Origin of the sequence: Caulobacter sp. BP25, assembly GCF_002737755.1 — a bacterium.
Classification (GTDB): Bacteria; Pseudomonadota; Alphaproteobacteria; order Caulobacterales; family Caulobacteraceae; genus Caulobacter.
In genome coordinates this window covers 117,983-143,730 of record NZ_PEGH01000001.1, presented here as the reverse complement: position 1 = coordinate 143,730, position 25,748 = coordinate 117,983, and the positions used below count along the sequence as shown (strand labels likewise).

Below are 25,748 nucleotides of genomic sequence, written 5' to 3'. Positions count from 1 at the left end.
CGCCCCAGCGATCGCTATCTGGCCTGTCCGAGGTCAAGGGTTGGGCGAGCGCTTCCTGGCCGATATCGAGGCCTCGATCGCCCATGTCGAGAACTTCGACTTTGGCGGCGGCGAGGCGCCGGGCGCGAGGCCCCCAGCGAGCCCAGAAGGTGCAGCTGCAGATCGTCGAGTTCGAGCAGTCGTCGATCTGAACAAGGATGGCCCCTGGGGACGGCGCGTGGCGCGCTTCAAGCAGACCATGGCCAAGGCCTGCGAAACGCGGATGGACCAAATCGAGCGCGAGCTGGGCAAGGCGCTGCCGACAAGGCCCATCTCGATGCTGGCCAAGAAGGGCGCGCGCGGCGTGGCCAAGCTGGTCGCCCCGCCCGAGGAGGCGATGCTGGACCGCGCCCGGGGAGGACTGGCCTTCATCGCCGACCTGCGTCCCTGCGCGGACAAGGCGGGCTATGGCAGCAGCCGCAACAAGTTTCTTGAGAAGCTGAACGCCTATCTCGACCCGTATATCGACGACGTCCTGCACGTGGCCCGCACGGGCGACGGCGGCGATCCGGCGCTGGCCATGCAGTATCTGGCCGTCGCCGCCAGTTTCATCGCCTACACCCGTGACGACAAGACCGCCGAGATCGTGCGTCGGCGAGCGGCGGCTGCTGTCGCGGCGTAGGCCTCTCCATCCGATCTTCCCGGCGAATGCCGGGATCCAGATCGAGCCCGCTGACTCGATTGGCTAGCGCCGCCGAAGTCGCGAAAGCTTCGATCGCCCTGGATGAATCTGGGCCCCGGCGTTCGCCGGGGAGGTCGGGTGTTTGGGGCGCCTTTCCCGCAAGCGCCCGTTTGAAGCCCCTTACGCGCTTTTCCCACTAACGGCCGGCGTCAGAACAAGCTAACACGCCCATCATGATCGCATTCTGGATCGCCGCGACTGGCCTATCGGCCGTGACCGCGGGGCTGGTGCTGCGCGGCGCCGCGCGAGCTCGGCCCGTCGATGACGCGCAGGCGCGTCTTGAGCCCCATCGCCGCCGTCTGGCCGAGGTCGAGCGCCTGGCCATGGATGGCCTTCTGGCGCAGGATGAGCTGAAGGCCGCCCGGGCCGAGGCGGGGCGGGGCCTGCTGGCCGCCGCCGATCAGGGCGAGATCTGGGAGCGCGGGGGCATGGCGCGCGCAAGGCGGTGGTCGCCGTCGCCGGCGCGGGCTGCGTCGCGGGCGTCGGCCTCTACGTCTGGCTGGGCCATCCCGAGTTCTCCGATCAGCCTTATGACAAGCGCGTCGCCGAGTGGAAGGCGGCCAATCCGGCCACCCTGCAGCCGGCCCAGATCGCCGCGGTGCTGGAAGGCGTCGCCGCCGAGCGGCCCAACGACGCCGAGCCGCTGGTGTACCTGGCCAAGGCCCGCGCCGCTGCTGGCGACATGGCCGGTGCCGAGCAGGCCCTGCGTCGCGCCGTCGGCCGCGCGCCGGGCCGCGCCGACATCTGGAGCCTGCTGGGCGAGACCTTCGTCATTCAGGCCGAGGGCGACATCGGCGCCGACGCCAAGCTGGCCTTCAACCGCGCGCTGAAGGCCGATCCTGCGGACCTGCGCGCCCGCTACTACCTGGGGCGCGCTCGCATCGCCGAGGGCGACGTGGCCGGGGGCGTGGGCGATTGGCGCGCCCTGCTGAGCAGTCTGGCCGCCGATGATCCGGCGCGCACGGCGCTGGGCCGCGAGATCGCCGAGGTCGAGGCTGCGGGCGGCCTGCCGGCCGCGCAGCCGCCGGCGGCCGAGAATCCCGAGGTCCAGGGCATGATCGCCGGCATGGTCGAGGGGCTGGCGCGCGCCTCGCCCAATCCCCCGACGATCCCGACGGCTGGGTGCGCCTAGTCCGCGCCTACGCCGTGCTGGGCGAGACCGCCAAGCGCGACGCGGCGCTGGCGACGGCCTCGACCCGCTTCAAGGATCAGCCCAAGGTGCTGGCGGCCTTGCGCCAGGCCGCCGACACGCCGCCGCAAAAGACCGCGCAATGAGCTTCTGGCCCCAAAGCTTGCTACCAAAGTCCCGCAAGGCGCGTCGGCGCCTGACGATCCTGCTGGCCGTCGCGCCGGTGCTGGCCCTGGCTGTCGGCCTGGCGCTCTACGGCATGCGTGACAGCATCTCGCTGTTTTACACGCCCGCCCAGGCCCAGGAAGCCAAGGTCAAGCCGGGCCGCAAGGTGCAGCTGGGCGGCCTGGTGCAGCACGGCAGCGTGGTCAAGCATCCCGACGGCAATGTCGAGTTCGTGGTCGCCGACCAGCTGGCCACCGCCAAGATCGTCTATCACGGGGACCTGCCTGACCTGTTCCGCGAGGGGCAGGGGATCGTCGCCGAGGGAACCTTCAACGACCAGGGCGTCTTCGTCGCCAAGCAGGTCCTGGCCAAGCACGACGAGCGCTACATGCCGCGCGAGGTCTCCAAAGCCCTCAAGGAGCAGGGCGAGTGGCGCGGCGAGGGGGCGAAGCCTTCCTACGAGGGGTATCCGAAATGACCGCCCTTCGTTTTCCTTCTCCCCTTGCGGGAGAAGGTGTCGCGCAGCGACGGATGAGGGGTTTCTCGATCCTGTCCGCGCGCCCCCTCATCCGACCGCCTTCGGCGGCCACCTTCTCCCGCAAGGGGAGAAGGGGAGCGTTCCAATGATCACTGAACTCGGCTCCTTCGCCCTGGTTCTGGCGCTGACCTTTTCGATCGCCCAGATCGGCCTGTCGGCGGTCGGCGGCGCGCGGCGCTCGATCGTGCTGGCGGGCGCGGGACGCGGCGCGGCCGTCGCGGTGTTCCTGGCCGTCGCCGTCGCCTTCGCGTGCCTGATCCACGCCTTCGTGGTCTCGGACTTCTCGGTCGCCAACGTCGCGGCCAATTCGCACACCGCCAAGCCGATGCTCTACAAGGTGGCCGGCGCCTGGGGCAGCCACGAGGGCTCCATGTTGCTGTGGTGCCTGGTGCTGACGGGCTTTGGGGCGGCCATGGCCGTCTTCGGCGACAGCCTGCCGCCGCGCCTGCGGTCCTACGCCATCGCCATCCAGGGCGGCTTGGGCGTCCTCTTCCTGGCCTACACTGTGTTCGCCTCGAACCCGATGGCGCGCCTGCTGGACGCGCCGATCGAGGGCAAGTCGCTGAACCCGCTGCTGCAGGACTGGGCCTTGGCCTTCCACCCGCCGTTCCTCTACGTCGGCTATGTCGGTTTCTCGGTGGTCTATTCGCTGTCGCTGGCGGCGCTGATCGAAGGCCGGATCGACGCGGCCTGGGCCCGCTGGGTGCGGCCTTGGACCCTGGCGGCCTGGAGCATGCTGACCATCGGCATCGCGCTGGGCGCCTTCTGGGCCTATTACGAGCTGGGTTGGGGCGGCTGGTGGTTCTGGGACCCGGTCGAGAACGCCAGCTTCATGCCCTGGCTAATCGGCGCGGCCCTGCTGCACTCGGCCATCGTCACCGAAAAGCGCGGCGCTCTGCCGGGCTGGACGGCGTTCCTGGCCCTGTCGGCCTTCACCTTCTCGATGCTGGGCGCCTTCCTGGTGCGCTCGGGCGTGCTGACGAGCGTCCACGCCTTCGCCGTTGACCCGACGCGCGGCGTCTTGCTGCTGATCATGATGGGCGTCGCGGCGGGCGCGGGCTTCCTGGTGTTCGCCCTGCGCGCCCCGACCCTGAACCCCGGCGGCCAGTTCCGCACGATCAGCCGCGAGAGCGCGATCGTGCTCAACAACATCCTGCTGTCGACGGCGACGGCGGTGGTGCTGCTGGGCACGCTGTTCCCGCTGATCCGCGAGGCCGTGGACGGCGAGGCCGTCTCGGTCGGCGCGCCGTTCTTCAACCTGACCTTCACGCCGTTGATGATCCTGGCCTTCGCCGTGCTGCCGGCCGGGCCGCTGTTGGCCTGGAAGCGCGGCGACGCCGGTGGCGTGGCGCGCAAGCTGTGGGTGGTTCTGGCCGCCGCTCTTGTGCTGGGCCTGATCGCCTACGCCGTTGTCCAGCCCCGCAAGGTTCTCGCCAGCGGCGGCCTGGTCGTCGGCTTCTGGCTGATCGGCGGAGCGCTGTTGGAGCTTTCCGAGCGCCTCAAGCTGTTCCGCGTCCCCGCCGCCGAGAGCGCCCGTCGCGCCCGCGGCCTGCCGCGTGGCGCGTGGGGTACGACCTTGGCGCACGCCGGTCTCGGGATTTTCGTTCTGGGCGCTTCGTTCGAGACCGCCTGGCGCGTTGAGGCGGCTCAGGCCCTCAGCCTGAACGGTAGCCAGCCGCTGGGCGCCTATACCGTGACCTTGAAGCAGGTCGGCACGATCGAGGGGCCCAACTACCTGGCCGAGCGCGGCGTCGTGGATGTCGTCGACAAGGCCGGTCGCCTGATCTGCCGCGCCGCGCCCGAGCGCCGCTTCTATCCCACTGGCGGCCAGACCACGTCCGAGGTCTCGATCTGCCCGCTTCTGCTGGACGACATCTATGTCGTGATGGGCGAGCGTCGGGCTGGCGAGGGCGGCAAGCCGGCCTGGCTGATCCGCGCCTATGTGAACCCCTGGGTGCGGCTGATCTTCCTGGGGCCGCTGCTGATGGCCATCGGCGGCGTCGTCTCGCTGTCGGACCGCCGCGTGCGGCTGGGCGTGGGCCACCGGGCTCAGGAGACCGTGTCGTGAGGTGGATGGGTTTTCTCCTTCCTCCCCCTCTGGGGGAGGGGAACCGCCGAACGGCGGTGGAGGGGGCCTTACGGGCCGTGCTCCGCGTCATCACTCGCCCCCTCCGGGCCTTCGGCCCTCCTCCCCCAAAGGGGGAAGAAGGCCGGTTCCGCGCCCTCGCCGTCGCCCTGTGCGCCATCGCCCTGACGGCCGGCGCGTCTGAGCCTTCCGAGCGCCTTTCCGATCCGGCGCAGGAGGCCCAAGCGCGCGCTCTGTTCCGCGAGGTTCGCTGCCTGGTCTGCCAGAACGAGTCGATCGACGACTCCGAGGCCCAGCTGGCCGGCGACCTGCGGCGAATTGTCCGTGAGCAGGTCAAGGCCGGCCGCAGCGATCGAGAGATTCGCGCATTCCTCGTCGAGCGCTACGGCGAGTTCGTGCTGCTAAAGCCCCCGTTTTCGGCCGGCAACGCCATGCTGTGGCTAGCGCCAGCAGGCATCCTGCTGCTTGGCGGAGCCTTGATGGTTAGCCTGTTGCGCCGACGCGAGCCGGCTGAGGGCGAGCTTTCGCGGGACGAGGAAGAACGGCTGCGGCGCCTGCTCGAGGAAGATTGACACGATTGCGCCGAAAAGGAGCCGCAAGAAGCGCTAGCTGCGGCGTAAAGAATGGGTCGAAGCCATTGCACCTTTTACGGGCGGGACTAGGTTCTGAAGTCAAAGGGACCGCGCCGCGCGGCTTGGCATCTTGAGGCATAAGGGACCGCGCGGAGACGCGCGGGTGAGGAAAGACGAGAATGACCGCTAGGAAGTCGGGTTTCATTGTGGGCGCTGTGGCTGGCGCGGGCGTCGCCTGCGCGGCGCTGGCCGGCGTGGGCATGCGGATGGGCTCGGCGGACGCCGCCGAGGCTCAGGTCGTCCGCACGAACGTCGCGGGCGCTCCGGCGTTCGCGCCGCCCCCCGGCGCGCCGATGTCGTTCGCTGACATCTTCGAGAAGGTCTCGCCTGCGGTCGTCCAGATCAACGTGACCTCCAAGGCCTCGCCTCCGTCGCTGCGCATTCCCGGCCTCGAAGGCTTCGACATCGTGCCGCGCGGCCGTAGGGCGCCGGGCCAAGGTCAGGACGGCCAGGATGGCGAGGACGGTGACACGCCCGCCACGCAGAAGCAGCAGTCGGCCGGCTCGGGCTTCTTCATCTCGGCTGACGGCTACATCGTCACCAACAACCACGTCGTGGCCGACGCCGACGACATCCAGGTGGTGATGAAGGACGGTCGCGAGCTGAAGGCCACCCTGGTCGGTCGCGACGAGGGGACGGACCTGGCGGTGATCAAGGTCGTCGATCCCAAGGCCAAGGGCGCCGACTTCCCGTACGTGGACTTCGAGAACCAGGCCAAGCCGCGCGTCGGCGACTGGGTCATCACGATCGGCAATCCGTTCGGTCTGGGCGGCACCGCCACGGCCGGCATCATCTCGGCCTATGGCCGCAACCTGGGCGACACGACCTCGTCGTTCGTGAACTACATCCAGATCGACGCCCCCATCAACCGCGGCAACTCGGGCGGTCCCAGCTTCGACATCTATGGCCGGGTGATCGGCGTCAACAGCGCCATCTACTCGCCGTCGGGCGGCTCGGTCGGCATCGGCTTCGCCATCCCCGCCGAAATCGCCGAGGCGACCGCCAAGCAGCTGATCTCCAGCGGTAAGGTGGTGCGCGGCTATATCGGCGTCAGCATCCAGGACTTCAGCGTCGAGGCGGCCGAGGCCATGGGCCTGAAGGACGTCAAGGGCGCGATCGTCGCCGATGTCGTCGCCGGCGGCCCCGCCGCCAAGGCCGGCCTGCTGCCCGACGACATTCTGGTCGGAGTGAACGGCGTGAAGGTCGCCGACCGCTCGGAGCTGACTCGCGAGGTGTCCAAGGCCCGTCCGGGCGAGATCATCAAGATGTCGATCCTGCGCGACGGCAAGCCGCGCGTCATCGACGTCCGTTCGGGCACGCGTCCGTCCGAGGACTCCTTGGCCGCCAACGATGACGATCAGGACGGCGGCGCCGCGCCGTCGCCGGACAAGCCCGCCAACCAGCGGGTCGAGGCCCTGGGCCTGACGCTCGGTCCGATCGACGCCGCCGCTCGCCAGACCTACAAGATCGACAGCGAGATCAAGGGCCTACTGGTCACCAGCGTGAAGGGCGACAGCGACGCGGGCGAGAAGGGCCTGGCCAAGGGCGACGTGATCGCCAACATCAACGGCGCGCCCGTCGCGACCGTGGCGGACGTCAATAAGGCGATCGCTGCGGCCAAGAGCGCTGGGCGGACCAGCGTGCTGATCAAGCTGATCCGCCAGAACCGTCCGGGCTTCATCCCGCTGAAGATCGCGCCGTAAGCTGACGCTTTCTGAACGACAGAGCCCCGCTCCGGTCCGCCGGAGCGGGGCTTTTTCGTTTCTGACCAAGGTTTAAGTTACGCCGGTCGTCGAAAACGGTATTTCGACAGCAACTATCGCGCGCTGGCGCAGAATCGGGGGAACGTCGAGCGTTCCGCTATTTTGTCCGGGCGCATGAGGGGCTGGCTGATGCGTATTCTGATTATCGAGGACGACCTGGAAGCGGCCGGCGCCATGGCGCACGGCCTGACGGAGGCCGGCTATGAGGTGCAGCACGCCCCCGACGGCGAGGCTGGCCTGGCGACGGCTCAGAAGGGTGGCTTCGATGTGCTGATCGTTGACCGGATGATGCCCAAGATGGACGGCGTCCAAGTGGTCGAGACCCTGCGCCGCGAGGGCGACCAGACGCCTGTGCTGTTCCTCTCGGCCTTGGGCGAGGTGGGCGACCGCGTCACCGGCCTGCGCGCCGGCGCCGACGACTACCTGGTCAAGCCCTACGCCTTCCCCGAGTTGATGGCCCGGGTCGAGGCCCTGTCGCGCCGCCGCGAGACGGGCGCGGTCGCCACGACCCTGAAGGTCGGCGAGCTCGAGATGAACCTGATCAACCGGACGGTCCATCGCCAGGGCAAGGAGATCGACCTGCAGCCGCGCGAATTCCAGCTCTTGGAATTCATGATGCGCCACGCCGGCCAGTCGGTGACCCGCACCATGCTGCTGGAGAAGGTCTGGGAGTACCACTTCGACCCGCAGACCAACGTCATCGACGTCCATATCTCGCGCCTGCGCAGCAAGATCGACAAGGGCTTCGACCGGGCGATGCTGCAGACGGTGCGCGGCGCCGGCTACCGGCTGGATCCGTAGGCTTCATCATCCGATCTCCCCGGCGAAGGCCGGGGCCCAGATCGAAGGGCCGAGCGGCGCCGGACTGGACCGTCGCTCAGGCTGAATCTGGGTCCCGGCCTTCGCCGGGAAGGTCGGGAAACTGTTCTTCCGAGCTCTAGCGAGGTCGGATTCGAGGAGGCCTTAGCGCCTACGACATCATGCGTCTGCCGCGCCTTCTCCGCACCACGCCGTTCCGGCTGACCCTGCTGTTCCTGGCGCTGTTCGCCGGGGCGGCCAGCGCCTTCTTGGGCTATATCTATGTGGCCACGGCCGGCGAGGTGAACCGGCGCGCCCAGGCCGAGATCAGCCGCGAGTTCGAGAGCCTGGAGGCGGCCTATCGCCAGGGCGGCGTCGACGCCCTGAACGAGACCATCGTCGAGCGGGCCACGGGCGAGCGGCCATTCCTCTATTTCCTGGCCGACACGACCGGCAAGCGAATCTCGGGCTCGATCGAAGAGTCCCCGATCGCCAACTTCAGCGGCGACGGACCAGAGTGGGCCAGCTTCAAGGTCACGGAAACCGACCCCGACGGCGCCGAGGTCAAGGCGGCCGCGCGCGGGGTGCAGCAGCGGCTGGACAACGGCGAGATCCTGTTCGTCGGCGCGGATGTCGACGCCTCCGAGGCCTATGTCCGCAAGATCGTCCGGGCGCTGTGGGGCGCGGGGGCGCTGGTTATCCTGCTGGGCCTGGCGGGCGGGGTGGTCATCAGCCGCAATGTCAGTCGCTCGATGCAGGGCCTGGTCGACGTGGTCAACGCCGTGCGCGCCGGCGACCTGAAAGCTCGCGCCAAGGTGCGCGGCACGCGCGACGAGTATGATGAGCTGGCCGAGGGCCTGAACGACATGCTCGACCGGATCGAGCGCCTGATGGGCGGCTTGCGCCACGCCGGCGACGCCATTGCCCATGACCTGCGCTCGCCGCTGACCCGTCTTAGGGCGCGGATGGAGGTCGCCCTGATCGACGCCGAGAACGGCAAGGGCGACCCGGTCGCGGCGCTGGAGACGGCCCTGTCCGACGCCGACGGGGTGCTCAAGACCTTCAATGCCGTGCTGGCCATCGCCCGCCTGCAAGCCGCCGGCTCTGCGCCGGACCAGCGCGTGTTCGACGCCTCGGAGCTGGCGGGCGACATGGCCGAGCTCTACGAGCTCTCCTGCGAGGACAAGGGTCTCGACTTCAAGGCCGAGATCACGCCCGCCCTGTCGATCAAGGGCAACCGCGAGTTCCTGGCCCAGGCCCTGGCCAATATCCTCGACAACGCCATCAAGTATACGCCCGAGGGCGGGGCGATCATGCTGCGCGCGCGGCGCACCTCGTCGGGCGAGCTGGAGTTCTCGGTCACCGACACCGGCCCCGGCGTGCCCGAGGCCGATCGCGCCCGGGTGGTCCAGCGCTTCGTGCGCCTGGAGAACAGTCGCAGCGAGCCGGGCGCGGGCCTGGGTCTGTCGCTGGTCCAGGCCGTCGCCGCCTCGCACGGCGGACGCCTGGAGCTGTCGGAAGGCCCGGGCGAGTATAACGGCACGGGCCCTGGCCTACGGGTGGCGTTGGTGCTGCCGCGGGTAGAGTAGGGGGCCGCTGACTCCTTCCGCCCCCTCCGGGGGCGGACGACCGCGCGAGGCGCGGTCAGGTGGGGGCGCGTAGGGGGATTTGTCTCTGCCTTGCCCCCTCCGGGCTTTCAGCCCTCCTCCCCCGGAGGGGGAAGAAGGACGGCGGCGCCCGGCCGTCTTACTTCCCCTCCGCCCAGATGATCGCGCCGGTGTACGGGTCCATATGGGCCGTGAGGCCCGGCCGCAGGTCGCGATAGTCCGGACCGCGCGGGGCGACGCTCCAGACGATGACCATGGCCGCGATCGCCAGGAAGGTCATGGTGAGAAAGCCGGTCACGTCCCGGGCCGCGCTGGGCTCGCGCCGGTTCAGCAGCGAGACCCGCAGGATCAGCGGATGGGTGGCCCAGCCGCAGGCCAGCGGCGAGACCTGGACGCTCATCTGCGCCTTCATCAGCGCCTTGGCGTAGTCGGCCCGGATGTTCGAGCGCAGGGCCACGACCGTGGCGTCGCAGGCCAGCTCCTGGTCGATGCGGATCAATCGTTGAGCCAGGGCCACGGCCGGGTTGCACCAACCCAGCACGCCAAACACCGCGATGACCAGGTTGGCGATCGGGTCGCCGCGATGGATGTGGGTGCGCTCGTGCAGCTGGATCATCTCGCGCTCGCGGGCGTCGAAGCGTTGGGCGAAGTCGGCGGGCAGGACGATGCGCGGCCACAGCGCGCCCATCACGGCGGGGCCGGCCTGGCCGTCGCGCACGCGGCGGCGGAACAGGTGCTCGCGGATCACCAGGACGACCGTGGCGATCGCGCAGCCTGCCAGCCACAGCATGACCAGTTTGGGCGCCCAGGCCCCGAGCGGCCGGGCGGGCGCGCCCAGGTCCATGGTTTCGGCCAGGCTGGGGAAGAACGCGGCGGCGGCGGCGGCCGGCGCCACGATCCACAGGCCATAGGCCCGGCGAGGCCCGAACAGCCCGCGCGCGAACGGCCGCAGGGCGATGATCAGCAGCACCGCCGCAGCGGCCGCCACCTGGGCGCGGATCAGGGCTAGGGCGAAGAGCTCGATCATTCGCGTACGGTTCCCGCCGTTTCCTCGAATGCGATGGTTACAACTGTAATATGCTGCGTCAAGCCGGAGTCTTGTTCGCGGCCGCAAGGCGCGCGACGGTGCGGCCATGACTCGCCTTGCCCACCGCCTGACGCCCTGTGGCCCCATCGTCGATCCCAAGGCCGCCGAGCGCGCCCACGAGGCGATCGCCAAGCGGGTGGGCGAGGCTTTCCCGACGGTCGAAGCCGCCTGGCCGGCGCTGGCGCCCGTGTTCGCCGCCTCGCCCTATCTGACCAGCCTGGCGCGGCGCGACGGCGTTCGGCTGCCGTCGCTGCTGGAGGCCGAGCCGCAGGCGCGCCTCGCCGCGATCCTGAACGCCGCCGAGGCCGTCGCGGCCGAGCCGGACTTCGAGACCGCCCGCCGGACCTTGCGCGAGCTGAAGGCCGATCTGCACCTGCTGACCGCGCTATGCGACCTGTCCGGCGTCTGGGACCTGGACGAGGTCACCGGCGCCCTGACCCGCTTCGCCGACGCCGTGCTGCATGCGGCCTTGGCCCAGGCCGTGCGCCAGGAGGTCGATCGCGGCGCCCTGACCCATGTCGGCGAAGGCCCGGACGGCCCCGCTCCGGGCCTTTTCTGCGTGGCCATGGGCAAGCACGGCGCGTTCGAGCTGAACTATTCCAGCGACATCGACTTTTCGATCTTCTACGCGCCCGAGACGCTGCCGGTGGCCGAGGGGCACGAGCCGCAGGCCGTGGCCGTGCGGATCGCCAACCACCTGGGCCGGGTGCTGCAGGAGCGAACCGGCGACGGCTACGTCTTCCGCATCGACCTGCGCCTACGCCCCGACCCGTCCTCGACCCCGCCGGCCATGCCGGTCGACGCGGCCATGGATTACTACGAGAGCGTCGGTCAAAACTGGGAGCGGGCGGCGCACATCAAGGCCCGGATCGCGGCGGGCGACCTTGCCGAAGGCCGCGCCTTCCTGGAGGGGCTGCAGCCGTTCATCTGGCGGCGGAACCTCGATTTTGCGGCCATCGCCGACATCCATTCGATCAAGCGCCAGATTCACACCTACAAGGTCGACGACCGCCTGACCGCCAAGGGCGCGGACCTGAAGCTGGGGCGCGGCGGCATTCGCGAGATCGAGTTCTTCGTCCAGACCCAGCAGCTGATCCTGGGTGGTCGCCAGCCGGACCTGCGCAGCCCGCGCACGCTCGACGCCCTGGCGGCCCTGGCGCAGGCGGGCCACGTGACGCCGGAGGACGCCGCCTGGCTGACGCAGGCCTATAAGGACCTGCGAGCGCTGGAGCACCGCGCCCAGATGATCGCCGACGACCAGACCCATAAGCTTCCGGAGTCCGACACCGACCGCAAGCGCGTTGCGGCCCTGTGGGGCGAGGGGAACCTGCGCAGCTTCGACGCCGCCGTCGGCAAGATCCTGAAGGGCGTCAACCTGCGCTATGGCCGGCTGTTCGCGGGCGAGGAGGAACTGTCTTCGCGCTTTGGCAGCCTGGTCTTCACCGGCGTCGAGGATGATCCCGAGACCCTGGCGACCTTGAAGCGCATGGGTTTTTCCAGCCCCGAGCGGGTGGCCGCCACGATCCGCAGCTGGCACCATGGCCATATCGCCGCCACCCGCACCGAGCGGGGGCGGGAGCTGTTCACGCGCCTGGCCCCACGCCTGCTGGACGCCGCCAACGCCACCGGCGCGCCCGATCAGGCGTTCAACCGCTTCGCCGACTTCTTCGGGCGCTTGTCGTCGGGCGTGCAGATCCAGTCGCTGTTCCTGGCCCAGCCGCGCCTGTTCGAGCTGATCGTCGAGGTCATGGCCTTCGCCCCGCGCCTGGCGAGCACCATGGCCAAGCGGCCGACCGCGCTGGACGCCCTGCTGGATCCCAGCTTCTTCGGGCCCATCGAGACGCCTGCCGTCGCGCCTTGGGACCCGGAGGACTTCGAAGGCGCGATGGACGCCGCCCGACGCCTGTTCCGCGATCAGAGTTTTCGGATCGGGGTGCGGGTGATGAGCGGCAGCGCCGACGCCCGCGATATCGGCCGCGCCTTCGCCGAGCTGGCCGACCTGATCATCGAGGGCCTCGCCCCCGCCGCCCTGGCCGAGGTCGAGCGGCTCGGCGGCGCCTTCCCCGGCCAGGTGGCTGTCGTGGCCCTGGGCAAGGCCGGCTCGCGCGAGATGACCGCCAAGTCGGACCTGGACCTGATGACGGTCTATGCGGCCGATGGGCCAGCGGTCCATTCCGCCATCAAGGAATGGAGCGCTGACGTTTTCTACGCCCGCTTCACCCAGCGCCTGACCTCGGCCCTGTCGGCGCCGACGGGGGAGGGGACGCTGTACGAAGTCGACCTGAAGCTGCGGCCCTCGGGGACCAAGGGACCGGTGGCGGTCAGCTTCGCGGCCTTCGAGGACTATTATGAGCGCGAGGCTGAGACCTGGGAGCTCTTGGCCCTGACCCGCGCGCGGGTGGTCTGGGCCAGCTCCGAGCCGTTCCGGGAACGGGCCGAGGGCGCGATCTCCGACGCCCTACGCCGCGCGCGCGACCCGAAGAAGACCGCCGCCGAGGTCGTCGAGATGCGCCAACTGATGGAGCGCGAGCGGCCGGGCAAGGGCGACTGGGACTTAAAGCTCGATCCCGGCGGTCTCGTGGACATCGAGTTCGCCGCCCAGTTCCTGCAACTGGCCCACGCCGCCGGCGGCGGTCCCCTGCGCCAGAACACCGGCGAGGCCCTGGCGGCCTTGCGCGAGGCGGGGCTGGCGGATGAGGGCGCGCTGGCCCGGCTGGAAGCGGCCTGGCGGCTGGAGCAGGACCTGTCGCAGCTGATCAAGGTGGCGCTGGAAGACGGCGGCGACCCCGAGGCCGAGCCCAAGGCCTTCAGGGCCCTGCTGGCCAAGGCCGGCGGGGTGGCTCAGTTCAAGTCACTGAAACCGAAGCTCGCCAAGGCCAAGGCCGAGGCGCGGGCGGCCTATGAGGCGGTGGTGCGGGGGTAGGGGGCTAGCAGCCCAAGCCCTCTACACCGTCCGTCATTCCCGCCCTTGTGGCGGGAACCTCTCTATCCGCCTCTAGGGCAGGCGGGGCGGACTGCTAGCAGTCCGCTTGCGCCTCACATGGCAGCTGAACCAGGGGTTCCCGCCCTTGTTGTTCAGACCGGGGACATGCCTGACGGTTGTTCGGGGAGATAGCTGACACATCATCGGCTGGATGAGGCTCTTGAGGAGTGCGGTCCATGCCTTGGCGCGAGGTGTCGGCGATGGAAGAGCGGCGGGCGTTTGTCAGGCTTGCGCTGCTGGAGGGAGCCAACCGGCGGGAGCTATGCCGTCGGTTCGGGATAAGTCCGGACGTGGGCTACAAGTGGCTGGCGCGGGCGGCGGCGGGGGATGAGGGGCTGGCGGACCGCTCGCGTCGACCGCGTGAGAGCCCAGGACGCAGCTCATCGGAGATCGAGGCTGCGGTGCTGACGGCGCGGGAGGCGCATCCGGCCTGGGGGGCGCGCAAGCTGAAGGCCTGGCTGGAGGCGCGCGGAACGGCCGCGCCCGCGGTGTCGACGGTGCACGCGATCCTGCGCCGGCATGGGTTGATCGAGGCTTTCCCGCCCTCACCGGGCAAGGCCTGGAACCGGTTCGAGAAGAGCCATCCCAACGAGCTTTGGCAGATGGACTTCAAGGGCTGGATCAAGCTGACCAACGGCGAGCGCTGCCATCCGCTGACGATCCTGGACGACCATTCGCGCTTTTCGCTTGGCCTGCAGGCTTGCGCCGACCAGCGCGGCGCCACCGTCAAGGCTCACCTGGAGCGGGCTTTCCGCCATCACGGCCTGCCTCAGGCCTTCTTCGTCGACAATGGACCGCCCTGGGGCGAGGCCAGTGGCGAGCGTTGGACGCGACTGGCTGTCTGGCTGCTCAAGCTGGGCGTCCAGGTGCTCTACAGCCGCCCCTACCATCCTCAGAGCCGGGGCAAGATCGAGCGCTTCCACCGCTCCCTGGCCGCCGAGGTCTTCGACCTGCAGCCCTTCGACAGTTTCGCTCAGGTCCAGCGCGCCCTGGATCGCTGGCGCGAACTCTACAATCACGAGCGTCCCCACGAAGCGCTCGACCAGGCTTGTCCCGCCAGTCGCTATCGGACCAGCCCAAGATCCATGCCCCGCCAAGCCCCCCAGCCCCAGTACGACAGCGCCGATATCCTCCGCACCGTCTCCACCACCAAGGCCTACGTCCAGTTCAAGGGCCGCTTCTGGCGGGTCCCTAAGGCCTTCCAAGGCGAAACCCTCGCTCTGCGCCCCCTGGAACGCGACGGCCTCTACGGCGTCTTCTTCGCCTCACACCAGATCGCAACCATCGACTTGACCCTTCCCAAAAGTGTCCGCCATGTCTCCGAACAGGTGTCCGCTATCTACCCGGTCTGAACAACAAGGGCGGGAATGACGGAAGAATTGGATGGTGGGGAAATGCGCAGCCCACACGCGACGGAATCCCCACCCCCACGCGTTCCAGTCTCCGGGACGGGCCTTCCAGCTTCGGAGACCTTTAAGACAGATGACCCTACGCACCCTGATCGCCGCCGGCGCCGTGCTGGCCGTGGCGGCCCCCGCGCTGGCCCAGACCAGCGCCCCCTCGGGCATGACCCTCGAACAGTTCCAGGCCAGGAACACCGACAAGATGTTCGACCGCCTGGATACGAACAAGGACGGCAAGATCTCGCCCGAGGAGTTCGCCGCCTTCCGCGAGAGCAACGCCAAGGCCGACGCCAAGGCGACCAAGGCCGGCAAGCGCGGGAAGCGCATGTTCGCCCGCTTCGACAAGAACAAGGACGGTTCGCTGTCGCGGGCCGAGGCCGGCGACGTGCTGGCCATGCGGTTCAAGCGCATGGACGCCAACAACGACGGGATCCTGACGATCGAGGAGTTGCAGGCCAAGGCCGGCAGGGCCAAGGTCGGGGTCTGATGGCGACGTGCGCGGCGGGTTGAAGCTTGGCGTCCGACGGGAACGATCCCGACGAGGTCCTGCTGGCGGGGGTGAGCCGAGGCGAGCCCGCCGCCGTGCGACAGCTGCTGGACCGGCGTCTGCCGCGCATTCTCGCCCTGGCCCGACGCATGCTGAACGACCCCGGCGAGGCCGAGGATGTGGCCCAGGAGACCTTCTTGCGAGCCTGGAAGCAGGCGCGATCCTGGAAGCCCGGTGGCGCGCGGTTCGACACCTGGATGCACCGCGTGGCCTTGAACCTGTGCTACGATCGCCTGCGGCGGCGGCGCGAGATCGCGACCGACGCGCCGCCGGAGCAGGTCGACACCGGACCGGCCCCGGACGCGGGCTTGATGGGGGCGGAACTCTCGCGACGGGTCGAGGCGGCGCTGGCGGCGCTGCCCGCGCGCCAGCGCGAGGCGATCGTGCTTTGCCACCATCAGGGACTAGGGAATATCGAGGCTGCGGCGCTGATGGAGATCAGCGTCGAGGCTCTGGAAAGCCTGCTCGGGCGTGGACGTCGGGCGCTGAAGGCGTCGTTGGCGGATCTGCGGGGAGCGGGCGGATGAAGGAGACGTGGTCATGATGTCTCTCGAGCGGTTCGAGGACCTGGCCGAGATCTATGGCGGCGATATCGCCCGCTGGCCGGAAGGCGAGCGTGAGGTCGCGCGCGCCCTGCTGGCGGCGCAAGCCGAGCGCCTGGCCCCGGTGCTGGCGGCCGCCGCTCAACTGGATCGCCTGCTGGATCTCGCCCCCGCCCAGAGTCCGAGCGCCGCGCTGATGGGGCGCCTGATCTCGGCCGCGCCCCAGGCCGTTGCGCCCGCGCGGCGTTGGATCGCCGGCCTCAGCGCCGCGCTGGGCCTGTCCGCCGCCGCTGTGGCGGGTGTGGCCACCGGTGTCATGATGGAGCGTTCGCCCCTGGCGGTCGCGCCCTCCATGGCCGCCGCGCCCGCGCCTGATCCGGTCGTGACAGCCGTGGACACCTCCGCGTCGCTGCAGGACGCCCTGGCTGAACCGGCGGCCGAGCTATGAGCGCTCCCCGTCCTCTGGTGATCGCCCTGGCCGTGTCGGCGGCGGTCAATGTCTTCCTGGTCGGCGGCCTGGCCGGCATGGCTTTCGTCCGCCTGACCGCGCCACCCACGGCTTCGCCGCCGGCTCCGGCGTCCGCTCCGATCGTGACGCCGCGTGCGGCGCCCGAGGGTGTTGAGCCCGCGCCGTCGCCCGCGCCTTCGCCAGCCTTCGAGACGCCGCCTGCGCCCGTCACGCCGCCGCCGGTCAGGCCCGCCCTCGCCCCCGCCGCCAGCACGCCGCCGTCGCCCGCGCCCGTGCCCGAAGCCGCGCAGAGCGCAGGCGCAGCCCGCCCGCCGCTGATCTCCGCCGGCGACCTGCTGTCTCCCGAGAGTCGCCAGGCGTTCCGCAGGGCGCTGAACGAGGCCAACAGGCGTAACCGTCCGATCTCGCAGCAGGCCCGCGCCGAGCGGCAGGCGGCCCTGGCCGCCCTGACCTCGCCCGGCTACGACCCCGCCGAGGTCAGCCGCCGGCTGGCGACGGCCCGCGATCTCGACCAGCAGGCCCGCGCCAATGTCGAGGCCGCCCTGACCGCCTTCACCGCCACCCTGTCGCCGCAGGAGCGCGCGGCCCTCGCCGACGGCCTGACGAAGGTCTACACGCCCCTGGCGGTGCGACGGGCGATGCGGGACGCCAACTGAATTTCACGCGGCGGGTAACCAAACGGCGGCTTGGCCCGTATCTGTAGGGACAGCCGCTTACGGAGCGCCCCATGCTGATCCGCCACGCCCCCGACCTGACCGACAACGACGTCACCGACCACGGCCTCTATCTGAAGCGCCGAACGCTGATGGCGGGGCTCGCGGGGGTGGGCTTGGCCGGCGCGGCGGCCGGGCAGGCTCAAGCCGGCCTCTCCTTCACCAAGGGTTTCTCGACCCCCGAGAAGCCCACCTCGAAAGAGGACATCACCACCTACAACAACTTCTATGAGTTCGGCGTCGACAAGGGTGACCCGGCCGAGAAGTCTGGGCGCTTCAAGCCGCGCCCGTGGACGGTCCGCATCGACGGCGCCTGCGAGGCCCCGCGCACCGTCGGCATCGAGGACCTGATCGGCGCCAACAAGCTTGAGGAGCGCATCTACCGCATGCGCTGCGTCGAGGGCTGGTCGATGGTGATCCCGTGGGTGGGCTTTCCGCTGAAGGACCTCTTGGCCTCGGTGAAGCCGACCTCCAAGGCTAAGTTCGTGGCGTTCGAGACGGTGATGCGGCCCTCGGAAATGCCGGGCCAGGCTTGGAACACGCTGGACTGGCCCTATCGCGAAGGCCTGCGGATCGACGAGGCCATGCATCCGCTGACCCTGATGGCGGTGGGTCTCTACGGGGACGTCCTGCCCAACCAGAACGGCGCGCCGCTGCGCCTGGTCGTGCCGTGGAAGTACGGCTTCAAGGGCATCAAGTCGATCGTGCGGATCAGCCTGGTCGAGAAGCTGCCCGCTACGTCCTGGAACAAGCTGGCGCCGCGCGAATACGGCTTCTATTCCAACGTCAATCCGGCCGTGGATCACCCCCGCTGGTCCCAGGCCACCGAGCGCCGCATCGGCGAGTTCCGCCGCCGCGAGACCCTTCCGTTCAACGGCTATGGCGAGTGGGTGGCGGATCTGTATCGGGGGATGGATCTGAAGCGGTTCTATTGATGGTTCTTCAAATTCCGACCTTCCCGGCGAATGCCGGAACCCAGATTCAGCTTGAGCGTCTGGGGTGGGTTCGTCCTGCCGTTTTGACATCGCCCCGTTCGCCCGTGGTTTCGATCTGGGCCCCGGCATTCGCCGGGGAAATCGGGCAGGAGGGGCGTTGTGACTAATCCTCCCCGCAAGAAGCGCCCCTCGAAGGCGCGCGACAATCTCGTCTACGCCCTGGTCTGGCTGGCGTGTTTCGCGCCGCTGGTCTGGCTGGCCTGGCGCGGCGTCATGGGCGAGCTCGGCGCCAATCCGATCGAGAAGCTGGTCCGAGAATTGGGTGTCTGGGGCCTGCGGTTGCTGCTGGTCGGCCTGGCCATCACCCCCGCCGCGCGGATCTTCAAGCAGCCCCGGCTGGTTCGCTTCCGGCGCACCGTGGGCTTGTTCGCCTTCGCCTACATCCTGCTGCACCTCGTCAGCTATGTCGGCGTCGACCTGTTCTTCGACTGGAACCAGCTGTGGAAGGACATCCTCAAGCGGCCCTTCATCACGCTGGGCATGTTGGGCTTCCTGCTGCTGATCCCGCTGGCGGTGACCTCGACCAACGGCTGGGTCATCCGCATGGGCCGCGCGGCCTGGAGCCGGCTGCACCGGCTGGTCTATCTGATCGTCCCGCTGGGGGTGGTTCACTACTACCTGCTGGTCAAGGCCGACCACCGGCCGCCGATCATCTACGGCGCGGTGTTTGGGGCGCTGATGGCCTGGCGGGTTTGGGAGGGGCGGCGAACGCAGCGGGCCCCCACCTGACCTGCTGCGCAGGTCGTCCGCCCCCGGAGGGGGCGGAAGGTTCCTTCTTCCCCCTTTGGGGGAGGAGGGCCGAAGGCCCGGAGGGGGCGAGTATCTCCTACTTCGCCATGCTCTTCGCATAGGCCTGCGCGGCGTCGACGATGCGCAGGACGTTGCCGCTCCAGACCGCTTCGATGTCGGCGTCCGAATAGCCCTCGGCCTTCAGGCGGGCGGTGATCTTTGGCAGGTCGGTGATGTCCTCGAAGCCGTCCATGCCGCCGCCGCCGTCCCAGTCGGCGCCGACGCAGACGCCCTTGGGCCCGGCCACTTTCAGCACGTGCAGCATGCTCTTCATGTAGAGGTCGAAGTCGCCGCGCGGGGCCGGATAGGCCTTGTCGATGGCTGCGCGTTTGTCGCCATAGGCCTTCACCATCTCGGGCGTGGCCGTCTTCATGTCCGGCATCCGGCCGAGCGCTTCGAGCGCGGCCTTGCGCTCAGGGCTGGGCGTGGTGTCGGTCAGGTAGATCGAGTTGATGCAGATCGCGCCGCCGGCGTCGGCGATCTTCTTGATGCGCGCGTCGTCCAGATTGCGCGGGTGGTTGTAGATCGCCTTGGGACCTGAGTGCGAGGCGATGATTGGAACCTTGGACAGGGCCACGGACTGATCGGCCACGTCGTCGCTGGCGTGGCTGACGTCGATCACGATGCCTAAGCGATTGGCCTCGACCAGCCAGCGCAGGCCTAGCGGCGAATAGCCGTTCCAGATCTTGCCCTTGGGGTCGGTCGAGCTGTCGGCCAGCTGGTTGTTGCGGAAGTGGACCGGCCCGGCCATCCGCAGGCCTTCCTTGTGGAAGGTGGTCAAGAGGGTCAGGTCCTCGCCCAGCGGCCAGCTGTTCTCCATGCTGACGAAGGCGAACTTCTTGCCGGCCTTGTTGATCCGGCGGGCGTCGTCCGAGGTCAGGGCCAGCTCAAAGCCGGTCTTGTTACCGGCCAGCATCTCGCGGATCTCGATCGCGCGGCGCAGGGCGTAGTTGCGGGCGTACTCATAGCCAGCGGCGGTCAGGTCGCCCTGGCCCGTGTAGATCACGAAGAAGCCGCCATCGAGGCCCCCCTCGTTCATGCGCGGCAGGTCGACCTGGCTGAAGTCGTGCTCGACCTCGTGGCGGTCGGTGATGTTCCAGCCGGGGCGGCCGAAGTGGGTCGGGGTGTCGAGGTGGGTGTCCAGCGTCAGGAACTTGTCGTGCAGCGCCTTGTCGGCCTTGGACACGGCCGGCGGGGCGGCCGGGGCCTTGGCCTTGGCCGTGGTCTGGGCTTGGGCGTCGGCGGCCCCGCCCAGCAGGGCGGTCGAGGCGAGGAGGGCGGTAAGCAAGCGACGCATGGACGACTCCGGGCAAACAGGAGCGCCAACGCTCAAGGCTTGGTTCGACCGCGTCAAGCGGCGAGGCGCGATCTCAACCTCGCGCGATGATCTTCGCCTTCAATTCCTCGAACTCCACGTCGTTGATTGCGCCGGTTTCGAGCAGGGTTTTGATCTTTTTTAGCTTGCTGCCGATCTGATCGACCTCTTGCTGGACGTAGTTGCCCCGGTACTCATCAACGGCGCGGATCCGGCGCTTTTCCTCCCAAATCTGCTCTTGCGCCTGGCACTGCTTGTACAGCACCAGCGCGGGCTCGGGCGCCAAGCCATCAACGAAGAACGAGGACTTGTTGATCAAGGCGAAGGTCAATCTGGAGCCGTTTATCAGGGGCAAGGTGTTTTCCTGCGTCGTCACGTCGACGAGGTCCTTCCATTGATAGTCCAGCATGCGGAAGCCGCCGAGCACGCCGCGACGCAGGCGGAGAATCCGGGTGTTCGTGGTCGCGACATATTGGCGACGACCGAAGAGGGCCTGGGCGCGTGTCTGCATCGCGTCGGCGATCACCGCCTCGTTCTTGATCAGCAGGCCCTTAAGTTTTTCCCGGCATCGCTCGGCGCGGCGGTCGGCCCCCAGGAAGACCATGAACGCCCACAAGCCCAGAGGGAGGATCGCCCACCCGAGGGTGAACAGAAGCGCCGCAGCCCAAAAAACGACGCACCAGATGATGTTGAACAGACCCCTCACGTATTCCCCCGGGTGCTCGACTCCCGCGCGCTACGGCGCTGGGCGCAAGCTTAGCGGTTTCGAAGGGCTATAGAAGCCCCAGCGCCTTGAAGCTGGCCACGCCCTCGCGGCCGACCACCAAGTGATCATGGACGGCGATCTTCAGGGCTTTTCCGGCCTCGACGATCTGCTTGGTCATGTCGATGTCGGGGCGTGAGGGCGTCGGATCGCCCGAGGGGTGGTTGTGGACGATGATGATGTTGCTGCTCGAAAGTTCCAGCGCCCGGCGCATCACCTCGCGCGGATAAACGGGCGCGTGATCGACGGTCCCCCGGTTCATCACCTCGTCGGCGATCAGCTGGTTTTTCTTATCCAAAAAGAGCACGCGGAACTGTTCCCGCGACTCGTTGGCGAGCGCGACGCGGACATAGCCGAGCAGGGCGCTCCAGGACGAGATCACCGGCCGCTTGACGATCTTGTCGCGGCCGGCTCTCAGGCACGCCTCGTGCAGTAGCTTGATGTCCATCGCGGCCGTCTCGCCGACGCCCGGCACGGTGGCTAGCTCCTCGATCGTCGCGCCCAGCACGGCGCCCAGCGAGCCGAACCGCGTCAGCAACGCCTTGGCCAGGGGTTTGACGTCGCCGCGCGGATAGGTGCGGAAGAGATATAGCTCCAGGAGCTCGTAGTCCGGCAGGGCGACGAAACCGCCAACCTTGGCCCGCTGGCGCAGGCGATCGCGGTGGCCCAGGTGGTGGGCATGGGCGGACTTGCGGGCTGGCTTGGCGGGGGCGGGTTTGGCTGCGGCGGGCGCCGCCAGCTCGTCCGGCGCGCCGTCTGAGATCGTCAGGGATGAAACGCTGACCATGCCGCCCTCGACTCTGGGCGAGTAGTAGGCGTTATCGCTCTAGGGTTGTCCAGCTGTTTTAGATGCTCCCTCGCGTTGCGGGGGAGCTGTCGGCGGAGCCGACTGAGGGGGCGAGCTGCGCGATCGCCCCGTTAGCCCCCTCCGGCCCTCTGGGCCACCTCCCCCGCGTCGCGGGGGAGGAATTATCGGCGTGTCACCCGCCCAAAATCGTCGGCTGGAACAGTCCGGCCGGTGAGGCGGTGAACACCTCATACCCGTCCTCGGTCACGCCGATCGAGTGCTCGCACTGGGCCGACAGCGACTTGTCGCGGGTCACGGCGGTCCAGCCGTCGTTCAGCACCTTCACGGCCGGCTTGCCTAAGTTCACCATCGGCTCGACGGTGAAGAACATGCCGGGCTTCAGCACGGCGCCCTGGCCGGGGCGGCCAAAGTGCAGGATGTTCGGGGCGTCATGGAACACCTTGCCCAGGCCATGGCCGCAGAAGTCGCGCACGACGCTGCAGCGCTGGGCCTCGACATAGGACTGGATGGCGTAGCCGATGTCGCCCAGCGTGGCGCCGGGCTTCACGGCCTCAAGCCCGCGCTTCATGCCCTCATAGGTGATCTCGACCAGGCGGCGGGCGCGCGGGCCCACTTCGCCGACGCCGTACATGCGCGAGGTGTCGCCGTGCCAGCCATCGACGATCACGGTCACGTCGATATTGACGATGTCGCCTTCCTTCAGGTTCCAGTCGCCCGGAATGCCGTGGCAGACCACGTGGTTGCGCGAGATGCAGACCGTCTTGGGATAGCCGCGATAGTAGAGGCAGGCGGGCAGGGCCTTGTGGTCCAGGATGAACTCGCGAGCCAGCCGATCCAGCTCGTCGGACGACACGCCCGGCTGGACGTGCGGGATCAGCATGTCCAGGCATTCAGCGGCCAGCTTGCCGGCCAGGCGCATGCCCTCGAAGTCTTCCGGCTTGTGGATCTTGATCTGGCCGGTGCGGGTTTCGGCTTCGATCTCGAGGGTGTTGTCCAAGGTCATGCTCTACTCGGCGTCACCGCCGCGCGCGGGCGGCGATCTTGTCTGGGAAAGGCGTATCTCGCGATCCTAGCACGGATTTCAAGCTTTTGGCCCGCCCGGAGTGTCACAGGTCCGGTATTGGAGGGACAAAGACCGAAAATATCTCGCCTTCCTGGGCCTTGTGCCCAGGACCCATGGCGCCGCTCGCGCTGATGGATGGGCGCGCTCCGGGCCTGTCGGCTGTGCGGAAAGCGAAAGTCACAACTTGCCTTGAGCATGGGTCCTGGGCACGAGGCCCAGGAAGGCGGGGGTTTAAGCCAGCGCCCCGAACTTTTCGCGTTCGAGCGTCCGCTACGGCGCGCTGCGCCGCACCACGCCGTCACCCGCATGGACCTCCTTGACGAAGGTCGCGTCCAGCGTCGTGGGCTTGTCGCGGCGCACATGGCAGACGCCCTTGTAGCGCGTGACCCGGCCCGAGCCCTTTTCGGTCACATCGGCGGTGAACTTGACGTCCCATTCGCCGGGACGGCCCGTCGGCCGCGGGTCCATGTCGTCGGAGTTGACGCCCTCGATCGCCTTGAGCCCGAAGCGCTCCCGAAGCTCGGACGTGCAGGCCTTGAACGCGAAGACCACCCGCAGGCCGGTGATCATCTTGCTCTCGGGCTTGCTGGGGTCGGCGGGGCCACACCCCGACAACGCCACGGCCAGGACGGCCAGAGCCAGGACGGTCCGCTTCATACGCTCTCCCCCACACCCGCGCCCCTCTCGCGCGGGTGTGTGAAGGGGTAACGCAAGGCGCGGGGAATGCAGCTTAAATCGGTGTTAGGTGAAGACCTAAACGATCTCCGTTTAGAAGGGTATTTCGTCGTCTAGGTCCGCGCTGAAGTCCAACCGTTTGCCGCGCTTCGGCTCCTCGCGACGGGGAGGCAGGATCGCTTGGATGGGTTCGACCGGGGGAAGACGGCGCTGTTCGTCATCGGCGGCCTTGGCTTCGGCGACATCGACCATGACTGTCGTCAACAACCTTTGCAGTGTGGCGCTATCGGCTAGAGCCAACACGTTGCACGAGACCGACAAGATTTCGAGCACGACGCGTCCGACCGCCAAGACATTCAAGCGATCCTTCTCTAGAGCGGTCTCGAACTCAGCCAGCTTTGCGTGAAGGGTCGCGCGCTTGGCTTCCGGCATGGTCGCCTTATCAAGGTGAACCTTGATGTGATGGAGGTGCGTACGGATCGTCTCTTTTACGGCCGGCGCCACCTTGATCGAGTCGCGTCGAGCCTGCCGTGCATTCCCGACGACAAGCTGCGTCAAGTAGTGGTCGATATCTGCCCTTAACTGACGATGTGTGCTTTCGTTGAAATCATCGTATCGGGGCACCTCCATACTGCTGAATGGTTCAACGCCGAGCGACTTTCCCAGTCCGACAACGGTATTCATGAAGCCGTAACGCGCTTCTTCGATCATCGAGTATTGTATGCGGTCTTCGTCATCGAGGGCGCGGCAACGGTCCGCGAGTCGAGTCTGCGCAATCCGCACCAGATAAGCAAACGCTTGCGCGCCATCTTCCGGAGCGTCGTCAAGTTCGTCCTGAGTGAAAAAGTCGAACACGTTCATGGAGACAGCCTAGCGGGTTGCCGAACAAGAACAGTAGTGCATCCCCGACATCGCGTTTCAATCATCGCCTTCCCCAAAGCAGTTTGGCCACCGGCTCCACCGGCGAAGAGGTTATTGAAACTGGCCTGACGGCACCGACGATTACCATCAGCACCAATAGGCCGACCACGGCGAGCGCGATGATGAAAGCCTTGTCCACGCCCTTGCCCACGCCATCGACCTTGGGAGGCCATGCGGAAAACGTCAGGCGATCCTTCGACAGGTCGTCGGGCGGAAGGGCTTTGGCTTTTCGGGGGGAATTCAACGGCGGTCCTCTCAGCAAAATATTTGAGAGGTCACTTCGTTATGAAGGCCGAAACGCGGGCGTTCGGTCAAGGGGGCACCCTAGTGATGGCTTAGATCAGAAAAGCGCTCGTTAGCGCGTACTTCGCGTCCTTATTGCGCCATTTTGCAATTAACTTATTGAAAAACAAAAAATAATGGCGATGGCGTTGGTGGCTAGTTTGTCTGTGGATAACTCTCGAAAGCCGTCGAAGCCCTTCAGTGAATTGAGGAAGAATGATCGCGTCGCCGCGTTGGTGACGATGCCTACGGACGCCACTCGATCTTGCGGGTGGTCTTTATCGAATCCACCCGCATCTCGCACGCATAGACCAGCACCTCAACGCCAGCCCGCGCCGCCGCGTCCAGCCCCCGCGCAAACGCCGGGTCCAGGTCCGCGCAGGCGTTGAACGCCTCGCAGTCCTCGCGTTGGACCACGAACAGCGCCACCGCCCGTTCGCCCAGCGCCACGCGGGCGGCGAGCTCCGTCAGGTGCCGCGTTGACCGTTCGGCCTTGCAGTCGGGGAACTCGGCCAGGCCCGGCTTGCGCGAGAGGTGGCAGTTCTTGACCTCCAGCCAGCAGGGCGGGCGCCCCTCGGCGGTCAGCAGGAAGTCGACGCGGCTGGCCTCGCCGTACTTCACCTCGGGGCGGAAGTTGTCGTAGCCGGCCAGTTCGGGGATCGCGCCGGCCGCCAGGGCCTCGGCGACCAGCTTGTTGGGCAGCAGGGTGTTGATCCCCACCAGGGTGTTTCCCTGCTCGACCATCTGCAGGGTGTAGGCCAGCTTGCGCTTGGGATCGGGCGACCACGAGGCCCAGGCGACTTGGCCGGGTTCCTTCACGCCCAGCATGGCGCCGGGGTTGGGGCAGTGGGCCGTGACCTCTTGCCCGTCGTCGAGGACGAGGTCGGCGAAGAAGCGCTTGTAGCGCGACACCAATCGGCCGCGAACGAGCGGTTGCGGGAGCAGCATGCGAGG

The 25,748-nt window shown here is 68.1% G+C and carries 23 protein-coding genes and 3 pseudogenes; 16 read left to right on the top strand and 10 right to left on the bottom strand.

Features of this window, described 5'->3' with window-relative positions:
• From CSW59_RS00690 to CSW59_RS00670, 4 genes and pseudogenes are all read left to right on the top strand, one after another.
• Positions 1-661: pseudogene (locus CSW59_RS00690) on the top strand (hypothetical protein); the annotation flags it as partial.
• A 233-nt stretch (positions 662-894) separates the two neighbouring features.
• A pseudogene (gene ccmI, locus CSW59_RS00685) lies at positions 895-1,996 on the top strand (c-type cytochrome biogenesis protein CcmI).
• Positions 1,993-2,493: a cytochrome c maturation protein CcmE gene (gene ccmE / locus CSW59_RS00680; RefSeq protein WP_099442231.1), complete on the top strand. Its 501-nt coding sequence runs from the start codon at positions 1,993-1,995 to the stop codon at positions 2,491-2,493. The pseudogene ccmI and the gene ccmE overlap by 4 nt, the downstream one beginning before the upstream one ends.
• 145 nt (positions 2,494-2,638) lie before the next feature.
• Complete coding sequence (locus CSW59_RS00670; RefSeq protein WP_099442230.1) at positions 2,639-4,621, top strand: heme lyase CcmF/NrfE family subunit; 1,983 nt, start codon at positions 2,639-2,641, stop codon at positions 4,619-4,621.
• On the opposite strand, the pseudogene CSW59_RS21690 reads toward CSW59_RS00670, so the two are convergent.
• A pseudogene (locus CSW59_RS21690) lies at positions 4,603-4,686 on the bottom strand (hypothetical protein); the annotation flags it as partial. The gene CSW59_RS00670 and the pseudogene CSW59_RS21690 sit on opposite strands and share 19 nt — an antisense overlap.
• Before the next feature lie 24 nt (positions 4,687-4,710).
• Here CSW59_RS21690 and CSW59_RS00665 point away from each other — a divergent pair.
• The 4 genes from CSW59_RS00665 to uczS all read left to right on the top strand — a co-directional run bounded on the left by CSW59_RS00665 (position 4,711) and on the right by uczS (position 9,421).
• The gene (locus CSW59_RS00665; protein ID WP_236632128.1) at positions 4,711-5,211 is read left to right on the top strand and encodes a cytochrome c-type biogenesis protein; all 501 of its coding nucleotides are present in this window, start codon (positions 4,711-4,713) and stop codon (positions 5,209-5,211) included.
• Positions 5,212-5,390: 179 nt separating this feature from the next.
• Positions 5,391-6,974: a Do family serine endopeptidase gene (locus tag CSW59_RS00660; protein WP_099442228.1), complete on the top strand. Its 1,584-nt coding sequence runs from the start codon at positions 5,391-5,393 to the stop codon at positions 6,972-6,974.
• A 189-nt stretch (positions 6,975-7,163) separates the two neighbouring features.
• Complete coding sequence (gene uczR / locus CSW59_RS00655) at positions 7,164-7,835, top strand: two-component system response regulator UczR (RefSeq protein WP_099442236.1); 672 nt, start codon at positions 7,164-7,166, stop codon at positions 7,833-7,835.
• Between the two features lie 179 nt (positions 7,836-8,014).
• Positions 8,015-9,421, top strand: a complete 1,407-nt coding sequence (uczS, locus tag CSW59_RS00650) for a two-component system sensor histidine kinase UczS (protein WP_099442227.1) — start codon at positions 8,015-8,017, stop codon at positions 9,419-9,421.
• Between the two features lie 157 nt (positions 9,422-9,578).
• Here the strand turns inward: uczS and CSW59_RS00645 are convergent, their stop codons facing one another.
• Entirely contained in the window at positions 9,579-10,466 is an 888-nt protein-coding gene (locus CSW59_RS00645; RefSeq protein WP_099442226.1) for a M56 family metallopeptidase, read from the bottom strand.
• A 106-nt stretch (positions 10,467-10,572) separates the two neighbouring features.
• Here CSW59_RS00645 and CSW59_RS00640 point away from each other — a divergent pair, with 106 nt between their 5' ends.
• The 8 genes from CSW59_RS00640 (at position 10,573) to msrQ (ending at position 18,907) form a co-directional block, all read left to right on the top strand.
• Positions 10,573-13,449 carry a bifunctional [glutamine synthetase] adenylyltransferase/[glutamine synthetase]-adenylyl-L-tyrosine phosphorylase gene (locus tag CSW59_RS00640; RefSeq protein WP_099442225.1) on the top strand — a complete coding sequence of 959 codons (2,877 nt, stop codon included), beginning with the start codon at positions 10,573-10,575 and terminating at the stop codon, positions 13,447-13,449.
• Positions 13,450-13,685: 236 nt separating this feature from the next.
• The gene (locus CSW59_RS00635; RefSeq protein ID WP_099442224.1) at positions 13,686-14,861 is read left to right on the top strand and encodes an IS481 family transposase; all 1,176 of its coding nucleotides are present in this window, start codon (positions 13,686-13,688) and stop codon (positions 14,859-14,861) included.
• 130 nt (positions 14,862-14,991) lie between these two features.
• Entirely contained in the window at positions 14,992-15,399 is a 408-nt protein-coding gene (locus CSW59_RS00630) for an EF-hand domain-containing protein (protein ID WP_099442223.1), read from the top strand.
• 26 nt (positions 15,400-15,425) lie between these two features.
• On the top strand, positions 15,426-15,986 hold the full coding sequence (locus CSW59_RS00625) for an RNA polymerase sigma factor (RefSeq protein ID WP_099442222.1): 561 nt from the start codon (positions 15,426-15,428) through the stop codon (positions 15,984-15,986).
• Between the two features lie 13 nt (positions 15,987-15,999).
• Positions 16,000-16,449: a hypothetical protein gene (locus CSW59_RS00620; RefSeq protein WP_099442221.1), complete on the top strand. Its 450-nt coding sequence runs from the start codon at positions 16,000-16,002 to the stop codon at positions 16,447-16,449.
• On the top strand, positions 16,446-17,126 hold the full coding sequence (locus CSW59_RS00615) for a periplasmic heavy metal sensor (RefSeq protein ID WP_099442220.1): 681 nt from the start codon (positions 16,446-16,448) through the stop codon (positions 17,124-17,126). Before CSW59_RS00620 ends, CSW59_RS00615 begins: the two co-directional genes overlap by 4 nt.
• A gap of 71 nt (positions 17,127-17,197) precedes the next feature.
• Positions 17,198-18,118 (top strand): protein-methionine-sulfoxide reductase catalytic subunit MsrP, encoded by a 921-nt coding sequence (msrP, locus tag CSW59_RS00610; protein ID WP_099442219.1) that lies wholly within the window; start codon positions 17,198-17,200, stop codon positions 18,116-18,118.
• 159 nt (positions 18,119-18,277) lie between these two features.
• Entirely contained in the window at positions 18,278-18,907 is a 630-nt protein-coding gene (gene msrQ / locus CSW59_RS00605) for a protein-methionine-sulfoxide reductase heme-binding subunit MsrQ (protein ID WP_201722687.1), read from the top strand.
• A gap of 97 nt (positions 18,908-19,004) precedes the next feature.
• Here the strand turns inward: msrQ and CSW59_RS00600 are convergent, their stop codons facing one another.
• The 8 genes from CSW59_RS00600 to sfsA all read right to left on the bottom strand — a co-directional run bounded on the left by CSW59_RS00600 (position 19,005) and on the right by sfsA (position 25,742).
• On the bottom strand, positions 19,005-20,264 hold the full coding sequence (locus CSW59_RS00600) for a dipeptidase (protein WP_099442218.1): 1,260 nt from the start codon (positions 20,262-20,264) through the stop codon (positions 19,005-19,007).
• 73 nt (positions 20,265-20,337) lie between these two features.
• Positions 20,338-20,988: a hypothetical protein gene (locus CSW59_RS00595; protein WP_099442217.1), complete on the bottom strand. Its 651-nt coding sequence runs from the start codon at positions 20,986-20,988 to the stop codon at positions 20,338-20,340.
• Positions 20,989-21,055: 67 nt separating this feature from the next.
• Positions 21,056-21,832 carry a DNA repair protein RadC gene (radC, locus tag CSW59_RS00590; protein ID WP_099442216.1) on the bottom strand — a complete coding sequence of 259 codons (777 nt, stop codon included), beginning with the start codon at positions 21,830-21,832 and terminating at the stop codon, positions 21,056-21,058.
• Positions 21,833-22,025: 193 nt separating this feature from the next.
• Positions 22,026-22,856, bottom strand: a complete 831-nt coding sequence (gene map / locus CSW59_RS00585) for a type I methionyl aminopeptidase (RefSeq protein ID WP_099442215.1) — start codon at positions 22,854-22,856, stop codon at positions 22,026-22,028.
• 330 nt (positions 22,857-23,186) lie between these two features.
• Positions 23,187-23,573, bottom strand: coding sequence for a hypothetical protein (locus tag CSW59_RS00580; protein ID WP_099442214.1), 387 nt, complete (start codon positions 23,571-23,573; stop codon positions 23,187-23,189).
• A 111-nt stretch (positions 23,574-23,684) separates the two neighbouring features.
• Positions 23,685-24,452, bottom strand: a complete 768-nt coding sequence (locus tag CSW59_RS00575) for a hypothetical protein (protein WP_099442213.1) — start codon at positions 24,450-24,452, stop codon at positions 23,685-23,687.
• 61 nt (positions 24,453-24,513) lie between these two features.
• Positions 24,514-24,756 (bottom strand): hypothetical protein, encoded by a 243-nt coding sequence (locus tag CSW59_RS00570; protein ID WP_099442212.1) that lies wholly within the window; start codon positions 24,754-24,756, stop codon positions 24,514-24,516.
• A gap of 284 nt (positions 24,757-25,040) precedes the next feature.
• On the bottom strand, positions 25,041-25,742 hold the full coding sequence (gene sfsA / locus CSW59_RS00565; RefSeq protein WP_099442211.1) for a DNA/RNA nuclease SfsA: 702 nt from the start codon (positions 25,740-25,742) through the stop codon (positions 25,041-25,043).
• Between the last annotated feature and the right edge of the window lie 6 nt (positions 25,743-25,748).